Source organism: Aerococcus sp. NPDC058936 (assembly GCF_042741995.1).
In the GTDB taxonomy this organism is placed as follows: domain Bacteria; phylum Bacillota; class Bacilli; order Lactobacillales; family Aerococcaceae; genus Aerococcus.
Map to the genome: position 1 here is coordinate 36643 of NZ_JBHYKZ010000011.1, position 22475 is coordinate 59117.

Annotated in this window: 25 protein-coding genes; 24 read left to right on the forward strand and 1 reads right to left on the reverse strand. The window is 36.7% G+C overall.

All coding sequences use genetic code 11. The annotated features are described in order from the left end of the window. The first annotated feature begins 5 nt into the window (after positions 1-5). The 18 genes from ACFW0C_RS08950 to ACFW0C_RS09035 all read left to right on the forward strand — a co-directional run bounded on the left by ACFW0C_RS08950 (position 6) and on the right by ACFW0C_RS09035 (position 16553). On the forward strand, positions 6-194 hold the full coding sequence (locus ACFW0C_RS08950) for a hypothetical protein (RefSeq protein WP_378106875.1): 189 nt from the start codon (positions 6-8) through the stop codon (positions 192-194). Between the two features lie 40 nt (positions 195-234). After that, positions 235-789, forward strand: a complete 555-nt coding sequence (locus ACFW0C_RS08955) for a hypothetical protein (RefSeq protein ID WP_378106876.1) — start codon at positions 235-237, stop codon at positions 787-789. 142 nt (positions 790-931) lie between these two features. Continuing rightward, entirely contained in the window at positions 932-3283 is a 2352-nt protein-coding gene (locus ACFW0C_RS08960; RefSeq protein ID WP_378106877.1) for a hypothetical protein, read from the forward strand. Between the two features lie 199 nt (positions 3284-3482). Then, complete coding sequence (locus ACFW0C_RS08965) at positions 3483-3794, forward strand: hypothetical protein (RefSeq protein WP_059134484.1); 312 nt, start codon at positions 3483-3485, stop codon at positions 3792-3794. 155 nt (positions 3795-3949) lie between these two features. Further along, positions 3950-4432, forward strand: coding sequence for a hypothetical protein (locus ACFW0C_RS08970; protein ID WP_378106878.1), 483 nt, complete (start codon positions 3950-3952; stop codon positions 4430-4432). Between the two features lie 64 nt (positions 4433-4496). Continuing rightward, positions 4497-4934 carry a phage holin family protein gene (locus tag ACFW0C_RS08975; protein WP_259799923.1) on the forward strand — a complete coding sequence of 146 codons (438 nt, stop codon included), beginning with the start codon at positions 4497-4499 and terminating at the stop codon, positions 4932-4934. 111 nt (positions 4935-5045) lie between these two features. After that, positions 5046-5861: an N-acetylmuramoyl-L-alanine amidase gene (locus tag ACFW0C_RS08980; RefSeq protein ID WP_378106879.1), complete on the forward strand. Its 816-nt coding sequence runs from the start codon at positions 5046-5048 to the stop codon at positions 5859-5861. Between the two features lie 169 nt (positions 5862-6030). Continuing rightward, on the forward strand, positions 6031-6525 hold the full coding sequence (locus tag ACFW0C_RS08985; protein WP_378106880.1) for a hypothetical protein: 495 nt from the start codon (positions 6031-6033) through the stop codon (positions 6523-6525). Then, positions 6518-6889 carry a hypothetical protein gene (locus ACFW0C_RS08990; protein ID WP_378106881.1) on the forward strand — a complete coding sequence of 124 codons (372 nt, stop codon included), beginning with the start codon at positions 6518-6520 and terminating at the stop codon, positions 6887-6889. The genes ACFW0C_RS08985 and ACFW0C_RS08990 overlap by 8 nt, the downstream gene beginning before the upstream one ends. A 175-nt stretch (positions 6890-7064) precedes the next feature. Further along, on the forward strand, positions 7065-7331 hold the full coding sequence (locus ACFW0C_RS08995; protein WP_378106882.1) for a hypothetical protein: 267 nt from the start codon (positions 7065-7067) through the stop codon (positions 7329-7331). Positions 7332-7726: 395 nt separating this feature from the next. Continuing rightward, on the forward strand, positions 7727-8761 hold the full coding sequence (locus tag ACFW0C_RS09000; RefSeq protein ID WP_378106883.1) for a class I SAM-dependent methyltransferase: 1035 nt from the start codon (positions 7727-7729) through the stop codon (positions 8759-8761). Positions 8762-8895: 134 nt separating this feature from the next. Beyond that, positions 8896-10098, forward strand: a complete 1203-nt coding sequence (locus ACFW0C_RS09005) for an acetate/propionate family kinase (protein ID WP_378106884.1) — start codon at positions 8896-8898, stop codon at positions 10096-10098. Between the two features lie 205 nt (positions 10099-10303). Continuing rightward, positions 10304-11365 (forward strand): DUF871 domain-containing protein, encoded by a 1062-nt coding sequence (locus tag ACFW0C_RS09010; protein ID WP_378106885.1) that lies wholly within the window; start codon positions 10304-10306, stop codon positions 11363-11365. 15 nt (positions 11366-11380) lie between these two features. After that, positions 11381-12277 (forward strand): N-acetylmuramic acid 6-phosphate etherase, encoded by an 897-nt coding sequence (gene murQ, locus ACFW0C_RS09015; RefSeq protein WP_378106886.1) that lies wholly within the window; start codon positions 11381-11383, stop codon positions 12275-12277. Between the two features lie 16 nt (positions 12278-12293). After that, complete coding sequence (locus tag ACFW0C_RS09020) at positions 12294-13790, forward strand: PTS transporter subunit EIIC (protein WP_378106887.1); 1497 nt, start codon at positions 12294-12296, stop codon at positions 13788-13790. Between the two features lie 89 nt (positions 13791-13879). Continuing rightward, positions 13880-14740 (forward strand): MurR/RpiR family transcriptional regulator, encoded by an 861-nt coding sequence (locus ACFW0C_RS09025; protein ID WP_378106888.1) that lies wholly within the window; start codon positions 13880-13882, stop codon positions 14738-14740. Positions 14741-14952: 212 nt separating this feature from the next. Further along, positions 14953-15315: a Spx/MgsR family RNA polymerase-binding regulatory protein gene (locus tag ACFW0C_RS09030; RefSeq protein WP_378106889.1), complete on the forward strand. Its 363-nt coding sequence runs from the start codon at positions 14953-14955 to the stop codon at positions 15313-15315. 71 nt (positions 15316-15386) lie between these two features. After that, on the forward strand, positions 15387-16553 hold the full coding sequence (locus ACFW0C_RS09035; RefSeq protein ID WP_378106890.1) for a M20/M25/M40 family metallo-hydrolase: 1167 nt from the start codon (positions 15387-15389) through the stop codon (positions 16551-16553). 92 nt (positions 16554-16645) lie between these two features. On the opposite strand, the gene ACFW0C_RS09040 is transcribed toward ACFW0C_RS09035, so the two are convergent. Then, entirely contained in the window at positions 16646-17110 is a 465-nt protein-coding gene (locus ACFW0C_RS09040) for a universal stress protein (RefSeq protein ID WP_378106891.1), read from the reverse strand. Between the two features lie 266 nt (positions 17111-17376). Between ACFW0C_RS09040 and ACFW0C_RS09045 the strand changes: the two genes are divergently transcribed. The 6 genes from ACFW0C_RS09045 to ACFW0C_RS09070 are packed head-to-tail and all read left to right on the forward strand — an operon-like array spanning position 17377 to position 22469. Beyond that, entirely contained in the window at positions 17377-18177 is an 801-nt protein-coding gene (locus tag ACFW0C_RS09045; protein ID WP_149256529.1) for an SDR family oxidoreductase, read from the forward strand. 11 nt (positions 18178-18188) lie between these two features. Continuing rightward, entirely contained in the window at positions 18189-20027 is a 1839-nt protein-coding gene (locus ACFW0C_RS09050) for a BglG family transcription antiterminator (RefSeq protein ID WP_378106892.1), read from the forward strand. 5 nt (positions 20028-20032) lie between these two features. After that, positions 20033-20515, forward strand: coding sequence for a transcriptional regulator GutM (locus ACFW0C_RS09055; protein WP_378106893.1), 483 nt, complete (start codon positions 20033-20035; stop codon positions 20513-20515). Between the two features lie 2 nt (positions 20516-20517). After that, entirely contained in the window at positions 20518-21069 is a 552-nt protein-coding gene (locus ACFW0C_RS09060; RefSeq protein ID WP_378106894.1) for a PTS glucitol/sorbitol transporter subunit IIC, read from the forward strand. Positions 21070-21084: 15 nt separating this feature from the next. Beyond that, on the forward strand, positions 21085-22098 hold the full coding sequence (locus ACFW0C_RS09065) for a PTS glucitol/sorbitol transporter subunit IIB (RefSeq protein ID WP_378106895.1): 1014 nt from the start codon (positions 21085-21087) through the stop codon (positions 22096-22098). 14 nt (positions 22099-22112) lie between these two features. Further along, on the forward strand, positions 22113-22469 hold the full coding sequence (locus ACFW0C_RS09070) for a PTS glucitol/sorbitol transporter subunit IIA (protein WP_378106896.1): 357 nt from the start codon (positions 22113-22115) through the stop codon (positions 22467-22469). Positions 22470-22475: the final 6 nt, after the last annotated feature.

A 22475-nucleotide genomic window follows, 5' to 3' on the forward strand; every position in this document is an offset into this window, starting at 1 on the left:
TTTAATTGGATGAAATATTGTTTGAGTATGAACATAAAAATAGGTTGAATGTTGATGAATTAATTTTAATTCTTACAGAAGTTTCGAATTTAGGCTATGGAAATGAAGACATATCATGCAATTGGGAATATAAAATCAGTGGTGTGGTTGTAGATAAGGATGTAACAAATAAAATTCTAGTTGACATTCACTAGTTGTTTTTCGATATACTCTAATTGGAAAATGGAGGTATATATGAATACAACTGTAGAGGAAAAGCTTAAACCATTTGTAGATTCAGTGAAGCTTAGTTTGCAAACAGAAAATTATTACGCTGCATTATCAGTAGCCTTTATATTGCCGGATATCTGTTCAAAATTAGAATTTCCAGATAAATACACAGGTAGCCGTTATATATTATGGTTTGAAAAGTATTTAGAAGAATTTTATCAACATGAAGTAGGAGCAGATCACGAAATACACGTTTTTTTGTCCGCTAAAGACTTTTATGCTTTAAGATGTGCATTTTTGCATCAAGGCCAAAGTGATATTAGTGAACAGGATAAGCAGGAGACGATAAATAACTTTATATTTACTAAACCGGATAAAATTAACAATATTAATATACATCGTAATTATTATTCAAGTAGAATTGGTAATAGACAAACTAATAAATTGCAATTACAGGTAGATACTTTTTGCGAAGAAATTCTAAGCGGTACCGCTGAATGGTTAAATGAAAATAAAAATGATTCAAATATAAATAATAGATCGTTAAAATTAATGCATATTTTTAACAATTACATATAAAATAACAAATTATTCATAAGCCACTTTAAAAGCTGGCTTTTTTAGTATCACAAAAAGGGAATATATCAAATAAATCAAGCAAACAGATCACATTAATTGTGGTCTTTTTTTCTATTCATAAAAATAAAGGAGTTGATAACAATTGGATTGGAGCAATATTAATACAAACAGAGATACAAGTGGTTTAGGACCAATTGAATACGACCAAACGAAAGTGCCAGCGCTTATCCGCAAACATGCGGATAATGTTCGTGGCAAATCATATGGTCAGCAAGTTCGTGAAGCACAAGCGAGAAACGCTGAAGTGTCGGGTTTAATTGCTACTGAGGCAGTTGATATTTCAAATGAAACTAAAGCCCGACAAAATACTGTCGAAACACAATTCAATTCCGTTCAGCGAGAAATGACAGATAAAGATGTGATTAGCGCACCGGAGATTATTGCGGCGAGGGGTGGTAAGGACACTTTAGGGGCTAGGTTGGATAATACTATGTTGCATCCTGAATCATTTGGAGCTGTTGGCGATGGAGACGAAAGCGAATCAATTCAAAATGCTTTTAACGAAATTAGCGGTAATACATTAAAGTTTGACAAAACAAAAACATATTCTTTTAGCAAGAAAATTATCATTGAAAACAAGAAGAATTTTACTGTTGACTTTAATGGTGCAACTCTTCTGGATTTAGGTACCCCTTTACCTGTGGTTGAAGGTGGTAATACGTTGAACCCTGTAGGTATTAAGTTTGTGAATTGTGAAAACTTTTACGTAAAAGGTTTAGTAAGTGACACAGCGATTAGCGTATCATCAAACACTCGTATCGATCATGGAAATGCAAGTTTAAAATCTGCCACTGTTGAATTTGAAAGATGTTTAAATTTTGATATTGAGAGACCTATTTTTAAAGGTTCACAAGGGTCAAATCCAATATCTGGATATCCGTATTATATGTCGTTGTCAGAAGCCTTGAATTTTGGGCACATAAAAATATTTCAATCTAAAAATGTTGGTTTGATTGATTTTGAGCTAAAAAGTAGTGATACAACTAATGAGGTTATCCAAATTGGAGAAACAGATGGCGTAAGAATTATAAATAGTGCGATAGATGATGAAGCGAATAACGTTTCGTGGGGGAAATTCATTAGATGTACGAATGTAACCTTTGAAAAAACATCCTATTCTAGTAATAAACCAACATCATTTATTGACGTTTCTGGTGATGAAATAAAATTCAATGACTTAAATCTAAACTATCCAAATGGTAAATTGTTAGACGCTACGAATGAGTGGGGAGAAATTGGTGGTCCGATTAAAAATGTGACATTAGAAAATATAAAGGCGATAGTAGACGTAGGAATTTTTGTATCAAAAATGGCAATGGATTGGGCACCAGAAGGGTCAGTGGAACACATATCGCCAGTAGATTCCATCAGAGTTAATGATAGTGTGTTTGGAGATAAGACCGAAGATGGAAATACGGGCGGAAGCTTTATAAATAACGCAAATAGAATTATAGAAATAGAAGTAACAAACTCAAAAATATATAATATGGGACGTATTATATCAGGGTCCATTATAAGACCGGAAGAATTTTTTAAAAATACCCGTAGAAAATTTACCAATTGTGAGTTTGTAAATAATTCCATCTCGGGTTATATAAGACCTTTAAATTCCACAGGAAAAAATACTTTTGATAATTGTTACTTTTACAATAGAAGAACAGGGGACATGTTATCAATCGGAGATGAACATGCTGCCTATGAAGGTTCTATCGAAAAAAGTGATACTAAATATATATTTAATAATTGTACATTTGAAAATATAAACTTAAAAATGGAAGCAAATATTATATTTAACAACTGTACATTTACCAATTGTAATTTTAAAAATGACACTATGCAAAACACCGTTCAAGAATTTAAAAACTGTGAACTCAAGTGGAATTCAGAACACCTTGTGTTTGCTGGGTATGCCTCGCAATCTCTATTCCAGCTGATGGAATCAAAAAAAGTAGTTTTTACAAATTGTACATTTACAGGCAATCCAAAATACGACTCAGGATTAATGTTTGATGTGGTTTACCAAAGACGAAATCACACCTATGAATTTTATAATTGCATATTTGATTTAGACCGATTTGGTGCGTCAGGCAATAACATAGTAGTGTCTCTGGAAAGACCAGCTAATATAAACGTAACATCTGATTACTTATTTAGTGATTGTAAATTCAGAGGTAAGACTATTCCCGCAAGGATCGTAGGAGGAAGTCGAATCAACGAGGCAACTAGACGACTGACACTTGTTAATTGTTACTCTGACCAAATAGCATATGAACAAAGTTTGTATGCAATTAATATCGGTGATGGTCAAGCTTTATCTAGCTTCGAGTTAATATTGCTCAATAATACGTTTAGCAACTCAGAAAACATCTTATCCATAAATCGTGATTTTTTTGGAAAGATAATTGAAAAAAATAATACAGGAGTTTCACTTTAAATAGAACAATAATTTAAAGTATAGTATGAATTTAGTAAAGGTAGTCGAGCAATTGGCTGCCTTTTTATTATGTAATGAAAGGGCGTGATAAATGCAAAAAAAGCGTATAATTTAATACTAAATTCTAATAACATTATTGTTAGGAAAGATGACAAAAATTCAACGATACAGGTAAAGAAAAAAAGGAGATTTATATATTATGACAACTTTTTACAATCAATCAGCTAAACGGTTTTACTTTGACACACCTCAAACAGACAAATTGCAAGCTTTTGCTGTACAAAATTCAACAGGAGTACTGATTGACGGAACTTTCACAAACACTGGTTCAGAAGATTCTAAAGTCACCATTACGCTTAACGGTGCTGATATTTTGTATGAAAAAGCAATTTCAGCAGGCGCCAATGAAGTGATTCCGTTCAATATCGTCCTTCAAGCTGGCGATATTGTGTATATCAAACAGTCCGTAGCTAATGCGGTCAACGTGTCACTTAACGGATCAGTTGGATAATAAACAAACTAGCGCTCATTAAGTTGGGCGCTTTTAATTTATTTGAAAGGAGCGTGAGAAATGAATAAAAGCAACGGTCACGAGGTACCTTAATCATTCTGTCAGACACCCAAACGATATGCTATATTATAGTAAAAGTTTGGGAGGTCTATATATTGGAAAAATGGCAATGGTTTGTAGAAAATTGGTTTAATGTTTTCACGATTATAATTGCATCATTATCTGCACTTTATGCTTTTAAAGCTAATACTTTAAGTAAGATAGCAAATGATAATAGTAAAGTAGCAAACGAGTTGAGTGAAAGGGCAAATAAAATTGCTGAAGAAACAAATTATAATAATTATTATAAATTTATAACAGAAGTAATAGCTAGACTCAAATCTATCAAAAGCGAACTAACACAAGAGGAAGTGATACATAGCGATCGAATGAACGCTTATTCCAAGGCGAAGTCTTTAGAAATATATTGCATAGAAAACCTTAATAAGGATTTTATGATTCCTAATAAAGATTTTAACTTTTGGGAGTATCTTGATGAGTTCATTAATGATTTATTTAACTATATTGAGGAAAGTAGTCCTGAAATCATAATTAATGAGATTGATTCAGCAATTTCAGAATTAGAAAAAAGATTATAAATAATTTAAACCACCACTAACCTGGTGGTTTTTTTGTTGCTCAAATTTAGAAAGGAAGTGGAAGATGGAAATGTTATTTAGAGTGATTGAACTCGAAACATTATTGATTGAATACAGAAACGTAGGCAGTACTCTGGTTTATTGGGTGTTTTTATTTTTGGTTTTGCTAGACCTTGTGACAGGTATTGCTAAAGGATTTATTAACAAGGAGGCAAATAGTACTAAAGGTTTATTGGGTGTAATTAAACATCTGCTAGTGGTTTTATTAGTTCTATGCGTTACACCATTTTTAAAATATTTACAACTTGAACCAGTGGCACAATCATTTATCTTATTTTTCATAGCGCAGTATGGAATTTCAGTAGTAGAAAATTGGGGGCAATTAGGCTTGCCATTGCCAAACACTGTTTCTAAATACTTTGACAAGCTTAACCGCGAAACCAATGAGATTGATTTAACTAAAGCAAAAATTGTAGTAGATGAGAAAAAGGAGGAAAAATAAGATGGCAGAAGAAATTAAAACAGTTGAAGATTTAATTAAAGAAATCGAAGCACAAGAGGACGGAATTATTAAAGATGGCAAGGGTACTGACGAGAAAGGGGACCAAAAATAATGGCTTTAACAATTAAAAAAGACCTAGCGCCAACAGTAGCTGGAACGAACGGTTTTGGGAATGAAAACCAAAAACGTAAAGTAACCGTCCATTTAACAGGGAATCGTGGAAAAGGTGCGAATGCTAAAATGCATGCGAAACTGCAAAAAACTATCTATCCGGCTAGCTGGCACATTCAAACGGACGATAAAGAATCAATCCAATCATTTGAGTACTCATGGCAGTGTTATCACGCTGGTGACGGATCTGGAGATGGTAATAAACATTCAATCGGTATCGAGGGATGCATCAACGTTGATGGTGACTATGTTAAGATGATTCACAACTTAGCGGAAACAGTTGCTATTGTTGTTCGTGACAACGGTTTAGATCCAGTTAAAGATGTTGTACGTCATTATGACTGGTCAGGTAAACACTGTCCGTCTCAAATTATGGATGGTTGGTATGGCATTACATGGGCTAAGTTTAAAAAAATGGTGGTAGATTACTACAACGCTGGTAACACAACAGTTAAACCTGTAGCGACGTCTGCTGCTAAAGCGAAAACATCAGCAAATGGTATCGTTAAGAAATACAGTGAAAAAGGTGTATTCTATCCTAACGAGACTATTATTGTTAGAGATCAACCTTCTACGAAAGGTAAAATCATTACCAAATATTACAGCGGTGAGAATGTAACTTACCATACAGTGCATAAAGGCAATGGCTACGTGTGGTTGCAATATACACGGGCTAAAGGTGGCCAAGGCTATATTCCTATTCGCGAATACTATGGCGGGTCAAAATACGGTCCAAAATGGGGAACAATTAAATAATTGCAACTTTCAAAAGGGTAGTGGGCTTAATTGTCTGCTACCTCTTTTTTGTTGCTAAGAAAGTAAAAATATCTGGTAAAATAAAAATAGCCCAATAAAATGGGCTACCGGTATAATATTCTTAGCACTTATATTATACCATTTCTATTAACTTTTAGGAGTGGTAAGTTTGAAACAAAAATTTAAATTTGCAATTACAAAATCTAGTATATATGCGAACAATCAAAATGATAATTTTACTTTTGACATCAATAATATAAGAAGTGTTAATGTGAATTTTGGCATTATTCCAATGCACAACTTTTTTAGTTCTAGCTCTCATGATGTTTTTGATCAACTTGTTTTTGATTCAGTATATTTTATAGTCGGACTCTTTAAGAATACTTCAAATGAACAAAGGTTAGTTAACATTCTTGTTTATTCTAATGAAGATGTTGAGGACGTTGAAAGAAATATCTACGGCATTAATACTGAGTATGATATAGATATTTTTAATTTTGATACACCCACATCATATGTAGTTAAACTAGGTTTTTATGTTGGTAATGATGATTTTCAAGATAATAGAGAAGCAGCTATTTTTTATATGAACAGACTTGTCGAAAATCAATTGTTTGAGTCTGTAATTCCTTTTGAAAATCAAGGGGGATGGATTCATGAATAGCGGAAATATACATTATTTAAAGCAGAAATCTCTGCAAATTCCTGATGAAGGTATCTCAATTGAAAGTAAGGATAAGGAGATGAATTTTGATATGCAACCAGACACTTTTATGAAAGAAATAAAAGATGATATGCGGGAACGTGAAGAGCGCTCAGAACGACGTTTCCAGGAACAACAAGAGTTGCTATTAAATAGAATTGATAAAAAGCTAGATGATAGATTAGGTAATATAGAAGATGATATTAAGGAGCTAAAAAGCAGCAATGTAAGATGGAGCATTGGTATTATCGCATCAATTGTCGTGGCCATCATTGGAGCTATACCACAACTGATTCAAGTAATTACTTCGTTAATGCAGAATTAATATAATTTATTCAATAGTTACCCCTCACCCTAAACGGTGGTGGCAAATTTTCCATTAAAATAACTCATATTATTTATGTGCTTCCCTCCCACTTAGCACGTTAAAAGCCCTTACTTCCTTAATCGGAGGTAGGGGCTTTTTTTGCGTTTCCTGTTATAATGTATTCGGTGATAATATGAAATTAATATCAAAAAATAAAGTAAGTAATACATTCAGCATACCTGATTGGCTTAAAAGTAAAGGTTACATGCCAAATCTTGATTATGCTAAGTTAACCATTTATAAGGGTAGTCCTGTGTTCAGTCTATTTAGATTAATAGATGATAAATACGTGACTTATGCAATCGTGGTAATTGACGGGTATAGATATGTATTTGAGATGACCAAAGGCAGCAGGGATGTTGTTAGTGAGTTTGAACAGGAAATATCTACATTAATATAGAAAAAGCCCCTATAAAACAAGGGGCAAAAAAGGGGCAATATTTTTCTTTTTTCTATCTGTGGTGACCTGTGATAAAATTAAAAAGTTGATTTTATGCATTTTCTACTTATAGCGATGCCTAGTTAAAGCTTTCGACAGTATCAGTTTATCCAGTAGCTGCTGAATAATCTGATATGAATAAAGCGCTTGAACTTAAGGTTCAGGCGCTTTTCTTTTGCCTGGAAAAATCCCCTAATCTGTTTAGAACAGCTTAGGTTATTGTTGCTATTTTGGCATAAAGACAAGATGGATGTATCCGTGATGGCTTCTCGTGTGTTTTAGTCGCAATGATTGACAGGAAGCTATTCTTCGTTGAAAATAGGTATGTAGTAGCATAATGAGAGAGAGGAAGTACTATGTCAGTAGAAAATATCAACCAATTATTTGGTGTATTGCATGACTCAACGATTTTGATTCAGGAAGCGCTGGAGTTTTCTTATCTAGAAGCTTTATTTGAAACTTTGCAAAATCTTGCTGATGGTGAAGTGCAACAAATCGACCAGCGACCAAGTGATGAAGTGGCTGAGCAATTGAAAGAGATTTATAGTAATATCAATCTACAAGAATACGAAGCTGAAGATATTCGTAAGGCGGTTCAATTTGCCTTTATTGAAGGGGAAAAAGCTGATCAATTACAAGCTAATTATCATATGACACCTGAAGCTATCGCGGTTTTAATAGGGTACTTTGCTACTAAACTGTTAGACCATGGGCATCTAGCTGATAAAGCAGATCATACGGAAATCACCTTCTTTGATTCGACAATGGGGACTGGAAACTTGTACGCCATTATTTATAATGCTTTGAAGGCTTCTGGTTATAAAATTCAAGGATTTGGCTATGATAACGATGACTTAATGTTGTCAATCGCGGATGTTTCCACCCGTCTACAAGATATCCCAGCTAATTTATATTTAGGAGATTCATTACAAAATCTGATTGTCCCACCAAGTGATCTAATTGTAGGTGATTTACCCTTAGGCTATTATCCAGTAGATGAAGTAGCAGACACCTATTCTTCGGCTAAAAATCGTGCAGAAGGTCAACATGCTTTTGTTCATTATTTGATGGTAGAACAAGGGTTACGTTACTTGAAACCGAATGGTTGGGGTATTTATATTGTGCCTGCTGGCCTTATCCAAGATGAAAATATAAAGACCTTAATTGAAGCCATTGGTGAGCATGGTTATTTCCAAGCTTTATTGTCACTACCAAGCAATCTTTTCAATAATGAAAAATCTAGAAAAGCTATTTTATTAGTGCAAAAAGCGGGCGACAAGGCTAAACAAAGTGAGAATGTACTTGTCGGTGAAATTCCGGACTTGAAGAGTCAGGAAGATCTGCCTAAGTTTTTGGGGGCTTTTGAAAACTTTCTTGAGAAAATGAAGTAGGCTTTGAAATAGCTACTTTGCAAAAAATGCATTTCCCAGAGAATAGAATCCAAATGTCTTTACCATAACGAAACATGTCATGTTATAATGAAGGATATAAAATAATATTGATTTAAGATTAAAGGAGAGAAAGCATGTCTAAAGTAATTGCTGTAAACGCAGGTTCTTCTAGTTTAAAATTTAAAATTTACGAAGTGCCTAGTGAAGAGGTTGTAGCTTCAGGTCAAATCGACCGTATTGGAATCGGTAACTCTAACATTTCTATTAAGTATGGTGAAGGCCAAAAATTTGAGGATGTTAAAGATATAGATAACCATGAAGTAGCTATTGAATTCTTATTAAACCAATTAAGCACTTTAAACATTATTACTAGTTATGATGAAATATCTGGTACTGGTCACCGTGTGGTAGCTGGTGGAGAAATATTTAAAGAGTCTACGTTATTAGATGATGAGGCGATTCAAAAAATTGAGGAGTTAGCAGAATTTGCACCTCTACATAATGGACCAGAAGCTCGAGCTATTCGCGCTTTCCAAAAAGTATTGCCTGGAAAACCTGCTGTCGGCATTTTTGATACATCATTCCACTCAACAATGCCTGAAGTAGCATATTTATATTCTATTCCATTAGAGTACTATGAAGAATTTGGTGCTCGTCGTTATGGTGCACATGGCACTTCACACAGATATGTAGCCAATCGGGCAGCTGAACTAATGGGTAAACCTATTGAAGATTTAAAAATTATTACTTGTCATTTAGGTAACGGGGGTTCTATTACTGCTGTAGAGGGTGGTAAATCTGTTGATACTTCTATGGGCTTCACACCATTAGCAGGTATTACAATGGGTACACGTTCAGGTGATATTGATACATCTTTAGTTCAATTTTTAATGAAGAAATTGAATATTACTGATATCGATGACATGGTCTCTATTTTGAATAATAAATCTGGTTTATTAGGTTTATCAGGTGTGTCATCTGATATGCGAGATGTTGAAGATGCAGCTGATAATGGTGACCAACGTTCACAAACTACCTTAGAAATCTTCTACGACCGCGTACGTAAATACATTGGTCAATACATCGCTGTAATGGGTGGCGTTGATGCCGTTGTATTTACAGCAGGTATTGGTGAAAACTCTGGCCGTACACGTGCAGAAATCATTGATGACCATATGGCATTCTTCGGTATGAAGATCGATGCCGCAGCAAACGATACACGTGATGAAGCAAAAATTTCTAGCGAAGATTCGAAAGTTGCTATCTACACGATTCCAACGGACGAAGAGTTAGTAATCGTTCGCGATACTGTACGTTTAGGTAACATTAACGAATAATCAAACATTTTCCAAAAGACTCAAGTTGTCTCTAATTAGGCAGCTTGGGTCTTTTTTATCGAATGATGTAATTTAATTTCATTTATATCCATTTTTTCAGGATAGATGATAATTTATTGAAAAAATATTTCAACATGCTATAATAAATTTTAAGTTAAACGTTTTCAGAAAAGAACGCAAGGCAAAGACTAAATGAGGTGACTATATGTATGGTTTTTCCGTATATTTAAATGAGGCAATTGACCGTGATTACATCGACCGCATGGTTGCTGCTGGTTTTACTGGTATTTTTACATCAATCCATATTCCAGAAGATGATCACACTGCCTATCTAGATCGGATGCGGGACCTAGGCGCCATTGCGAAGGCTTATGACTTGTCGCTAGTTGTGGATATTTCAGGGTCCAGTCTCCATAAAATTGGTGGGTCATTTGAAGATATCAGGCCGATTATGGATCTAGGGATTACAGGTCTGCGGATTGATTATGGCATTGGTTTTGAAACGGTGGCTGGTTTAAGTCGTGAAATTCATATCGCATTAAATGCCAGCACACTGACAGCAGAAGATTTAGACCAACTCCACTATTATCAAGCGGATTTAAATCATATTACCGCTTGGCATAACTACTATCCGCGCCCAGAAACTGGCTTAGGCATGGGCACGTTTAAACGCCACAACCGTTGGCTAAGGTCGACGGGTCTTCGGACCATGGCTTTTGTCCCTGGTGATGACAAAATGAGGGGGCCAATCCGTGCTGGTTTACCGACGGTTGAAGCCCACCGAAGCCTGCATCCTTTGGCGGGAACCCTAGATTTAATCACTAATGGGTATATTGACGATGTCTATATCGGTGACCCAGCAATTTCACGAGAAGCCCTTTTTCAATTTAAAGAATATATTGAAAAAAAACGGATTTGTTTAAGGGTGGAAAGTGTAAGCGACGCGGCTACTGAACAAGTGGAATGGATTTTAGGCGACCATACTAATCGGCAAGATGCGGCAGCTTTAGTTGTTAGAAGCCAGGAATCAAGACGACAATTAAGGTCAAATAATCCAGTCAAAGCAGTGAATACTGGTGCGCGACAATTTGGCGCTATCACTGTCGATAATGAAGGCTACGGACGCTATCAGGGTGAAGTACAAATTTGTAAGGTTGATTTATTAGAAGATGAGAAAGTCAATGTGGTTGGACGGGTGACTCAGGCTGATAGAGACTTGATCGCATTCATTGGGCCAGGACAAACATTTAAATTATTGCATAAGTAATGGAGGAAGAAAGAGATGAGTGTAGAAATTAATCAGTTAACGACTGAGAAGCGGAATCCAAATACGATGCATTTGGACCAGATGTCAGTTGGTCAAGTACTTGAGCTGATGAATAAGGAGGACCAACAGGTGCCTGAAGCGATTGCGAAGGCGCTTGGACAAATTGAAGCGGCGGTTGAAATGATTATTCAGTCTTTAAAAGTTGGCGGCCGGTTAATTTATTTTGGCGCTGGGACGTCTGGTCGCCTAGGCGTCTTGGATGCAGCTGAGTGTGTCCCAACTTTTGGGGTCTCACCAGACTTAGTGGTCGGCTTGATTGCGGGTGGTGACAAGGCCATGGTTGAAGCGGTTGAGGGCGCTGAAGATTCGCTGACCTTGGCAGAAGAAGATTTCAAGAAGCTGAACTTAAATGCCAAGGATACAGTAGTTGGGATTGCTGCTTCTGGACGGACGCCTTATGTCATTGGTGGCTTGCAATACGCCCAAAGTATAGGCGCGAAAACGGTTTCTATTGCCTGCAATCAGCAAGCGAAAATTAGCCGTTTTGCTCAAATCCCTATTGAAGTAGATTGTGGGCCAGAAGTTTTAACTGGATCAACCAGACTAAAAGCGGGGACAGCACAAAAGTTGATTTTAAATATGTTGTCAACGGTATCGATGATTGGTATCGGTAAGGTCTATCAAAACTTGATGGTGGACGTGCAAGCGACCAATGAAAAGTTAGAAGAACGGTCAAAAAGGATTATTATGGCAGCAACTGAATGTACTTATGAAGATGCAGCAAGCTATTTTGAAGCTGCCAATCAAAATGTCAAAGTCGCCATCGTGATGATTTTAACTAATTTAGATGCGACAGAAGCCAGCCAAAAAATTACAGCAGCCAATGGTTTTGTTAACAAAGTAATCAAATGATAAGGGGATGGGTATCATGGCTAAAATCAGTAATGAAGCACGTTTAGCACAAGCAATTTACCAACATATTGGCGGACCAACTAACACGAGCAAAGTCTACAACTGTATGACTCGAGTCCGGATCAACATCAAAGACGACCAAAAAGTGGACTTGGAAGCCTTGAAACAAGTAGATGGCGTCATGGGCGTTGTTGAAGACGGAGACACCTTGCAAGTGGTTGTAGGTCCAGGGACGGCAGCCAAGGTAGCCACTGTTATGGCTGACCAAGGTCATGTCCAACAAGGACGCCAAGTTCAAGAAAACCTTGACCAAGATTTAACTTCAGGGCGTTCTGAAGCTGAACGAATCACTGCAGAAAATAAAAATAAACAAAAACAAAAGAATAATACCCCTTTTAAACAAGCACTAAAAGTCATTGCGTCGATCTTTGTGCCTTTAATTCCAGCCTTCGTCGGGGCAGGTATTATCGGGGGAATTGCCTCAATTATTCAAAACATGCTGACGGCGGGTGCTTTGGAGCCGGGTATGTGGGACAACATTTTTCTTGTCCTTAAAATCCTTCAAAACGGTTTATTTGCTTACTTAAACATCTACATTGGTATTAACGCCGCCCGGGTATTCGGTGCAACAGAAGGCCTCGGTGGGGTTGTCGCAGGAGTTACTTACTTAACTGGTATGTTACCTGAAGCGCCACTACCAAATATCTTTACAGGTGGGGACTTAGCGGCCGGTCAAGGTGGAGTCATCGGGGTTATTATCGCCGTTTACCTCTTGTCACTGGTTGAGAAGGGCTTACGTAAATTTATTCCAGATGCCATCGATATCATTGTAACGCCAACTATTTCTCTACTAGTTGTTGGGATGATGACGATTTTCCTAATTATGCCAATCGCAGGGTTTATCTCTACTTCACTTGTAGGGACAATTAACTGGGTATTACAAGTTGGAGGTGCATTTGCTGGCTTTATCTTAGGTGCAACCTTCCTACCTTTAGTCATGTTTGGATTGCATCAAATCCTTACCCCAATTCATATTGAAATGATTGCGGCTACAGGAAAAACCGTACTACTACCAATCCTTGCTATGGCAGGTGCCGGTCAAGTAGGTGCCGCCTTTGCCTTATGGTTGAAATGCCGTCGAAATAAACAATTAACCAATATTATTAAAGGATCATTACCTGTAGGGATCCTAGGAATAGGTGAACCATTAATTTATGCCGTAACTTTACCATTAGGTCGACCGTTCGTAACAGCCTGCTTAGGAGGCGGTATCGGTGGTGCAGTCTTAGGTGCAATCGGTGGCGTTGGTGCTACTGCCATTGGACCATCAGGTGTCGCCTTAATTCCATTGATTGCTGACGGACAATGGCCAGCGTACGTCATGGGTCTTGTCGCAGCTTATATTGGTGGCTTCATCCTAACTTACTTCTTCGGTGTGCCCCATACTGCCCAAGAAGCCAGTGAAATTACCGGATCGCCATCAAATACCATGGAAGCATTAGACAATTTATAGTAAGATATGAATAACTGGAAAAGGGCTGTCAACTCCTTGCTGACAGTCCTTTAAATTTGTGAAATGATAAACGTTAGAGAGGTGCCAAGATGGCAAGAAATGTCCTTCAAACAATCAATGAAATGCTGAAAGACTTACCCAAGTCTGAACAAAAAATTGGTCAACTTGTTTTAGAGCGGCCAAAAGATGTTATCCAGATGAACGCGACCGAGCTCGCAAAAGAGGCTAAGTCAAGTCCAGCGGGGGTTATCCGTTTTTGTCATTCGATTGGGATCAGTGGCTTTACCGCGTTAAAACTCGCTTTATCTGCTCAAACAAGTCAAAGAGGCGATTTAAACTATACGGATATTGATGCAGACGAAGGTCTTGATACCATCAAAGAAAAGTTGGCAACCAATGCCAGTGTAGTCTTCGCCGATACCAATGTCAGTCTCTTAAACCAAGATATCGATCAAGTGACGGACTGGATTATGGCTAGTCCAGTAGTCTTTTTATACGGACTGGGTGCATCAAATATTGTAGCCCAAGACTTCCGACAAAAATTTACCCGGATTGGTAAGCAAGTCATGGTAACGCAAGACCAACACGAACTAGTCGCAGCCATGGCTATTGCCCCAAATGACTCACTATATATTGGAATTTCTAATTCAGGTGAAAAAGCTGAAGGGACCAGAGTCATAAAGATGGCCAAAGAACTGGGTTTAAAAACGGTTTCCTTAACTAAAGCAGGTACCAATACGCTTGCCAATTTAGCCGATATTCCCTTACATACAGCGGACACCAAGGAGGCTTTGTTACGGAGTGGGGCAACCATTTCCTTGTTAGCCCAGCTTTATGCCATTGACCTGCTGTTCTTTTCTTATATGACGAAAAATTATGACACCCATGTTCAAAATTTGGCCTTAACTAAAGAAGCAACCACCTCAATCGAAAGCTTTTACCAAGACTAAAAAAGGATTTTAAATAAGGACAGCCCCTATTTAAAACTGAAAGCAAATTTCTGCTAAGTAGACTAGTTCTTTTCCAAAGGGCTAGTTTTTTTCTTACATCACTCAGGTTTACCAAAAGTGATGATTTTTTACGGGATTTAATCGTCTTTTAATGAAGGACAAAATTTGCTAAGATGGTAGGTAGAAACTTGAAAGAGAAAGGATGAAGTCAGGTGCTAAAAATATATGGCTTAAAACAATGTTCCACAACACAAAAGGTGAAAAAACACTTGGAAGACCAAGGGTTAACTTTTGGGGAAATTATCGACATCCGTGATCAACCACCCGTGGCTGAAGAAATTTCTTGGGCACTGGACCAAGTAGACGGTAAATACACAAAAATTTTGAACACATCGGGCGGTTTATACCGTGAATTAGGCTTAAAAGACAAACTAACCGATATGTCAGAAGAAGCCTTTCTAGCCTTACTGTCTGAACAAGGCATGTTAATTAAACGACCGTTAATTGTAGGCGACCAAGTCGCTACAGCAGGTTCAAAAGTCAATTTTTTGGACCAGATCTGGGTAAGTAAATAAGGCTATGAGAATAAAGTCAGGCAAATAAAGACAAGGGGCAATATAGGATAAAGGTTCTTGGAGGGGTTTTATTGGAAATTGAAGCGTTAAAGGATTTAATTGCAGGACATGAAAAAGACATGTTCGCCTTTTTAGAAGAGTTAGTCAATACAGAATCAGGCATTGATCAAATTTCTGGTGTTAATCAAGTGGGGGCAATGATCAGCCAATGGTGTGAAGATATTGGCATGACCACGCGGACCATTCCCCATGATCAAGCAGGGGACTTGTTGATTGCTGAATATAAAACAGCTGAAAACAAGAACCAGAAACCCATCGTTTTATCTGGGCATATGGATACTGTCTTCAATGCCGGTGTAACCAAAGACCATCACTTCCGTATATTATCGGATAAACCAGGATTCGCCAAGGGTGCCGGCCTGATGGACATGAAGGGTGGCATCGTCATCGCCATTTATGTAGTGAAAAACCTGATTGAAATGGGCTATCAAAAACACCCCCTAAGTCTAATTTTTATTCCGGATGAAGAAACCCTCCACCGGTATTCAGATACCCGCCAGGAAATGATTGGAGAATTACAGGACGCAGCCTTAATGCTGAACTTTGAACCCACATCAACCTTTGAAGAAATAGTGGTCGGCCGTCAAGGTGGTATGATGATGAACGTAACCGTCGAAGGGGTCCAAGGTCATTCCGGTATGGAAGTTGAAATTGGCCGGTCAGCGGTTGTGGAATTAGCTCAGAAAGTCGTTGCCCTAGAAGCCTTAACCGATATCCCGCGCAAGAAATTGATCAATTGCGGCATTATCAATGGGGGCGTTTCTGCCAATACGATTCCAGGTACTGCCAAAGGAAACTTCTCACTGAGATTCCCAAACCAGACCATTAAAGAGGAAATTATCGCAGACATCGAACGTGTTATTGCTGAACCCTATATAGCAGATACAATGACCAAATTTGAAATTGAATCTGGCGTAGATGCCATGGTTTACACCGATAAAGTCGATCAATTAGCAGACCATTACTTAGCCACGGCTGACAAAATGGGTTACGGTCCTCTAGCTAAGGTCGAAAGCCAAGGTGCATCCGACGCCTCTCTAGCATCTCTTGTAGACATTCCCGTTATTGACGGCTTGGGTATTGTGGGGACAGGTGCCCACACCCTTGAGGAAGAAGCTGATTTGACCTCACTTGTACCAAGAGTCGCACTATCCATTCAAGCCATCTTAGATTTATAATAAACTAAGCAAACCAAATAACCACCAACCTAGAGACATGACATCACTTAGTTGGCGGTTTATTTTGTTTGAGTAAATCTTTTGCTGAGCATTTAGTCAGCAATTTGTTCATTGTCTAAATTCGTACGAACCACTAACACATCACATGGGGCATTACGAATCACATATTCAGAAACAGAGCCGATAAATAAACGTTCAACAGCATTTAAACCAGTCGCACCAATCATAATTAAATCTGCTTTATTTTCAGGCGCTAAAGTATGGCAAATTTGGTACTTGGCGGAACCATAATCAATCACAGTTTCCACTCGTTCAATCCCTGCTTTACGCGCTTCTTCCTCATAATCAGTTAACATGACTTTAGCACGTGTTGTAACTGCCTCAGGAATGACCTCATTATATATATTTGTTGTTTGGAAGGCAGAGGTGTCAATAATATGGGCAACAATTAGGGTAGCATTATTACGCTTAGCAACAGCTACAGCCTTTTTAAACGCTAATCTAGACTCGTCCGAACCATCAATTGGGGCTAATATACGTGAATATTCTTGATACATTTTCCTCACGCTCCTTTGTACTTATTATACCACTTAAAAAGTATAAAGTAAGCGCTTAAGTATCGTTTTGCAGTTATACAGGTAAAAAAATGAAAAACAGCGATAATGATTGACTTTGTAGAAGGTTCCTTCTCTTACCTTGTATCCTACGTGATCGAAAAATGGATTAATACAACAAATTTAACCAAGGTTGAAAAAAGCCTGTATTAATAAAAATGTAAGGGCTTGCTAAACTAAAGCTATCAAATAAATGAGGAGGCAATTAGATGGCTGATTGGTTAAATATTGAAGGTAAGGTGTTAGTAGTTACGGGTGGTTCCTCAGGAATTGGTCGGACTATTGTAGAAAGGTTACTAGCGTTGAATGTAAAGGTGGCAAATCTTGATATTTCGGATAATGGACTGACACATGAAAACCTATTATTCGTACAAACAGATGTAACTTCTGCTTTAGCTGTAGAAAACGCTGTAAATGAAGTGGTGGCAACTTTTGGGACGATTGATGGTGTCGTGAATAATGCTGGTATAAACATTCCGAGACTTTTGGTAGACTCAAAAGATCCACATGGTAAATATGAATTAGATGAAAAAACGTTTGATAAGATGTTAGCTATTAATCAGAAAGGTGTATTTTTGGTTGCACAAGCGGTAGGAAGAGTACTTGTAAACAAAAATGCTGGTGTAATTATTAATATGGGTTCAGAATCTGGTTTAGAAGGTTCGGAAGGACAAAGTCCATATGCAGGAACTAAGGCAGCTGTTTATAGTTATACAAGATCATGGGCAAAAGAATTAGGTAAGCACGGTGTACGTGTTGTCGGAATTGCGCCAGGTATAATGGAAGAAACAGGTTTAAGAACGTTAGCTTATGAAGAATCATTAGCTTATACTAGAAACATCACAGTTGAAAAATTAAGAGATGGCTATTCTAGTACATCTACTACGCCACTGGGTAGAAGTGGAAAACTAGAAGAAGTGGCAGATTTAGTAGCATATCTATTTTCAGATAAATCAAGTTATATTACTGGTGTGACAATTAATGTGGCTGGTGGAAAAACTAGAGGTTAGGATGATTTGAAATGGCAATTATTAATAGATGGTACCAAATTTTACAAATTATGGATAACTATCAAAGTATAAAGCAAAAGGAATTGGCTGATTTATTAGAGATTAGCCGTCAAACTTTATCAAAAAATATCTATCTATTAAATAATGAGCTAGATCAAATTGCATCAATCAGTACTGAAGATGGCATTTATACTTTAGATGTTTTTGATATCAATGAATATGAAAAAATACTAGCAGGAAAATTAAAAAGAGAAAGTGATTTTAACTCTGCAACTAAGAGAATGGCGTATATTTTAAAACGGTTAATTGGACAAGAAGAAATAATTACGATTGATCAACTCTCGGAAGAAATGATGGTTAGTAGGGGAACAGTTTCAAATAATATATCTATGCTACGAAAAATTATATCTGATTATGAGGTAGAAATTATAGGAAAGACTAACAATGGCTTAGTAATTATTGGTGAAGAATTGGACATACGCCTAATTTATGTTAACTATGTTATGGAATATTTCCCACCGGAACTAGTAACTGATTCTTTTAAGAATTTGTTATCTTCCTATTGTTATAAGAATGATATCCCAGCCCATATCACGAGATTGTTAACGAGTGTAATAGAAGTAAGTATCTTAAGAGTTAGAAATAATCAGTTGCTCAAATCTATCAATCCTTATTATGAGAATTTTATAAAAGACACAGAATTTTTTGAATACATACATTATCTAATTGAAGAAAATTTTGAAATATCTTTGAGTGCAACTGAGATGGACTTTATTGTTTACCCGCTTAATGTGTTTAACCAAGGTAGCGGGATTAAAAAAGTTTATAACATGAACATGACTAGACATTTATTTAATCAAATAATTGAAAATGTAGAGCAAGTGTTTTCAATATCTATATCTAAGAACCAGTTTTTCGATATCATGCGGTATCACTTAACCCATCTCACTAACAGGTTAGTTATGCAGCTGGATATGAACGATTTATTTTTTGAAGAAATTGCAGAGAAATATCCTTCCTCATATGCGATGGCAGAAGAAACATCTAGAACAATTGCAAATGTAGTAGGTAGAGATGTTCCCAAAGCTGAGATTAATTATTTAACCCTATATTTTGAAATGGAACTTAGTGAAAACAGTGTTCCAAATAAGCGACATATAGCAGTGATTTGTCATACGGGGATGGGAACGGCTTTGATTATTAAAAACCAGTTGCAAAAAGTAATCGGACATGATGTTCATATAACAGCATACTCTCAGCAAGTAGTTTCCGATGAAACGTTGGATAAATATTTTGCTATATTTACAACAATACCATTAAGAACAAGAAATACTAAGGTGCCTGTTATACAGATGAATTCTATAGTGAATGATTCATTTGTTAAAGAACAGTGGAGAAAGATTGAGAAAAACTCTCTAATTTCTGATAACAAGTTGGAACTTGTTATATCTAAAATTTCTGCCAATTCAAATTATCTAGATCTTATTAATCAAATGTCCGAGGAATTGATTGAAGCAAACTTGGTGGATGATAATTTTAAGGACAGTATTTTAGAAAGAGAAAATATGAAGTCTACTATTTTTGATCCTACAATTGGCATGCCTCACGCCTTGAATTTCAAAAATAGAAAGATAGTTTTAAATTTTGGGAAATACGATAAGGATACAAATGATATTCCAAAATTTGTCTTTCTTTTAGCAATTCCCAATAATGCAGATGAAGAAATTAATAATTTGCTTTTGGATGTTTACGATTTTATTTTCAGAATCAGTAGTGATTCGAATTTGATTAAGAAATTATCTGATGTTGATTCCGAAGACAATTTACGGCAAAGAATAATGGAGGACTAAATTTTATGGACAACGTACTGATCGTAGGCCTAATAATGTTTTGTGCGTTTGTACTACAGACGATATTTGGATACATACAAATTCGAAATTTCAACAAAATATATCAAAATATTAGAAGCAGAGGAAAAGTGGCAATAGGACGTAAGTCTGGAAAAATTCGAGCAGGTACCATTGTTTTCTTTGGTATCAACGATGATGGTCAAATTTTTGATGCTTATTTAATGCAGGGAGTAACTGTATTATCTAAATTTAAACAAATAGACCAGTATGTCGGTCAAAATCTACATTTTATTGATAAACATCATCCTTTAGTCCAAAAAGAAAACAAACTCACTCAGTTTGCAATGGAAAATGCACGGGATTTATTCGTATTAGTGGATGCAGGTAAATACCATGAACCAGAGACTACTGCTCCAGTAGATAGAATGATGTATATGATGAATGTTTACAAATCAAAATTAGTTAGTAAATTGAACGGGAGGATATAAGAATGAATTATATAGTTAAATTTGCAGAAAGTTTCATGAACCTATTTCAATCAGGAGCAGATACCTTTATTGGCATGATGACTTCAATTGTACCACTGGTATTAATGTTAATGGTAGCGATGAATGCAATTGTTAACTTCTTAGGTGAAGAGAAAGTGGAAAAGCTAGCTGAAGTATCCGCTAAAAATCCAGTAACACGCTACTTAGTATTACCATTTGTTTCAGCTTTCATGTTAGGAAATCCAATGTCGATGACTATGGGACGATTCCTACCTGAATTTTATAAACCAAGTTTTATCGCATCACAGATGCAATTTTGCCATACTAGCAATGGTGTATTCCCTCATATAAATCCGGGAGAACTATTTGTATGGTTGGGGATCGCACAAGGGGTAATTGATTTAGGATTAAATGAGATGGACTTAGCAGTACGTTACTTATTAGTTGGGTTAGTAATGAATTTCATTGGTGGATGGTCAACTGACTTTATTACTGAGCGACTATGTAAATCTCAAGGTATACAGTTGAGTAAAGATGCTAATACGGTAGTGTAAAGGGAGGAATTCATTATGACAACATACAAAAGTATTAAAGTTTCAAAAGGCAGTGGTGGCTTTGGTGGACCACTTGTTATCACACCGACAGAGCAGAAGCACAAGTTCATTTATGTAGTTGGTGGTGGAGAACGACCTGCTATCGTCGATAAAATTGAAGAATTAACAGGTATGGAAGCTGTTAATGGATTTAAGACTTCTATTCCAGATGACGAAATTGCTTTAGCAATTATTGATTGCGGTGGGACTTTGCGCTGTGGTATTTACCCTAAAAAGGGTATACCAACAATAAATGTTCTTCCAACTGGTAAAGCTGGCCCCTTAGCACAGTATATTACTGAAGATATTTATGTTTCAAAAGTAAGTAATAGCCAAATTGAATTATATCAAGAAAGTGAAGAAGGACAGCCACTTGTATCAGAGGAAACTGCGTCAACTCATAATAAAGATGAAAAGAAACCTACATATGATACTAGTAAAAAAATGACCCAACAAGGCGGTAGTGGTATTATTGGGAAAATTGGGTTAGCTGTTGGTAGCTTTATGTCTACAATTAACCAATCTGCTCGTGAAGCAGTGCAAACCATGTTGACTACTGTGATTCCATTTATGGCATTCGTATCTTTAATTATTGGGTTAATTCAAGGTTCGGGAGTAGGTAATATCATCGCGAACTTTATGGCACCTTTAGCTGGTAATGTATTTGGCTTGATTGTTATTGGTTTCATCTGTTCAGTACCGTTTTTATCACCTTTATTAGGACCTGGAGCCGTAGTATCTCAAGTAATTGGTGCATTAATTGGGGTTGAAATCGGTAAAGGTAATATTCCACCTCAATTAGCTTTACCAGCATTATTTGCGATTAACACACAAAATGGTTGTGACTTCATTCCAGTTGCATTGGGGTTAGCTGAAGCAGATTCAGAAACGGTAGAAGTAGGTGTACCTGCAGTACTATACTCTAGATTTATTAATGGTGTTCCCCGTGTTGTAGTGGCTTGGTTAGCAAGCTTCGGATTATATAATTAGAAAGGAAAATTAAATTGAGTATTTATCAAACTAAAATTTTAAATATTGGTTCAGAAGCCGAAATATTTAAAGAAGAGAAAATGATGATTTTATTTGGAGATGATGCGCCAGCGGACCTAGCAGATTATTGCTATGGAATTGAAAAGGCTAATCTTTCCGAAGAAATTCAAGTAGGACAATATGTTGTAATCGAAGATCATGAGTTCCAAATAACGGCTGTTGGTAATGTTGTGAATAAAAATTTACAAGAATTGGGCCATATTACGATTAAGTTTGATGGAGCGGTATCGCCTGAGCTGGCAGGAACATTATATGTGGAAGATAAGCCTATTCCAAATGTTGAAAACGGTTCCAATATCTCAATAGTGTAATTTTCT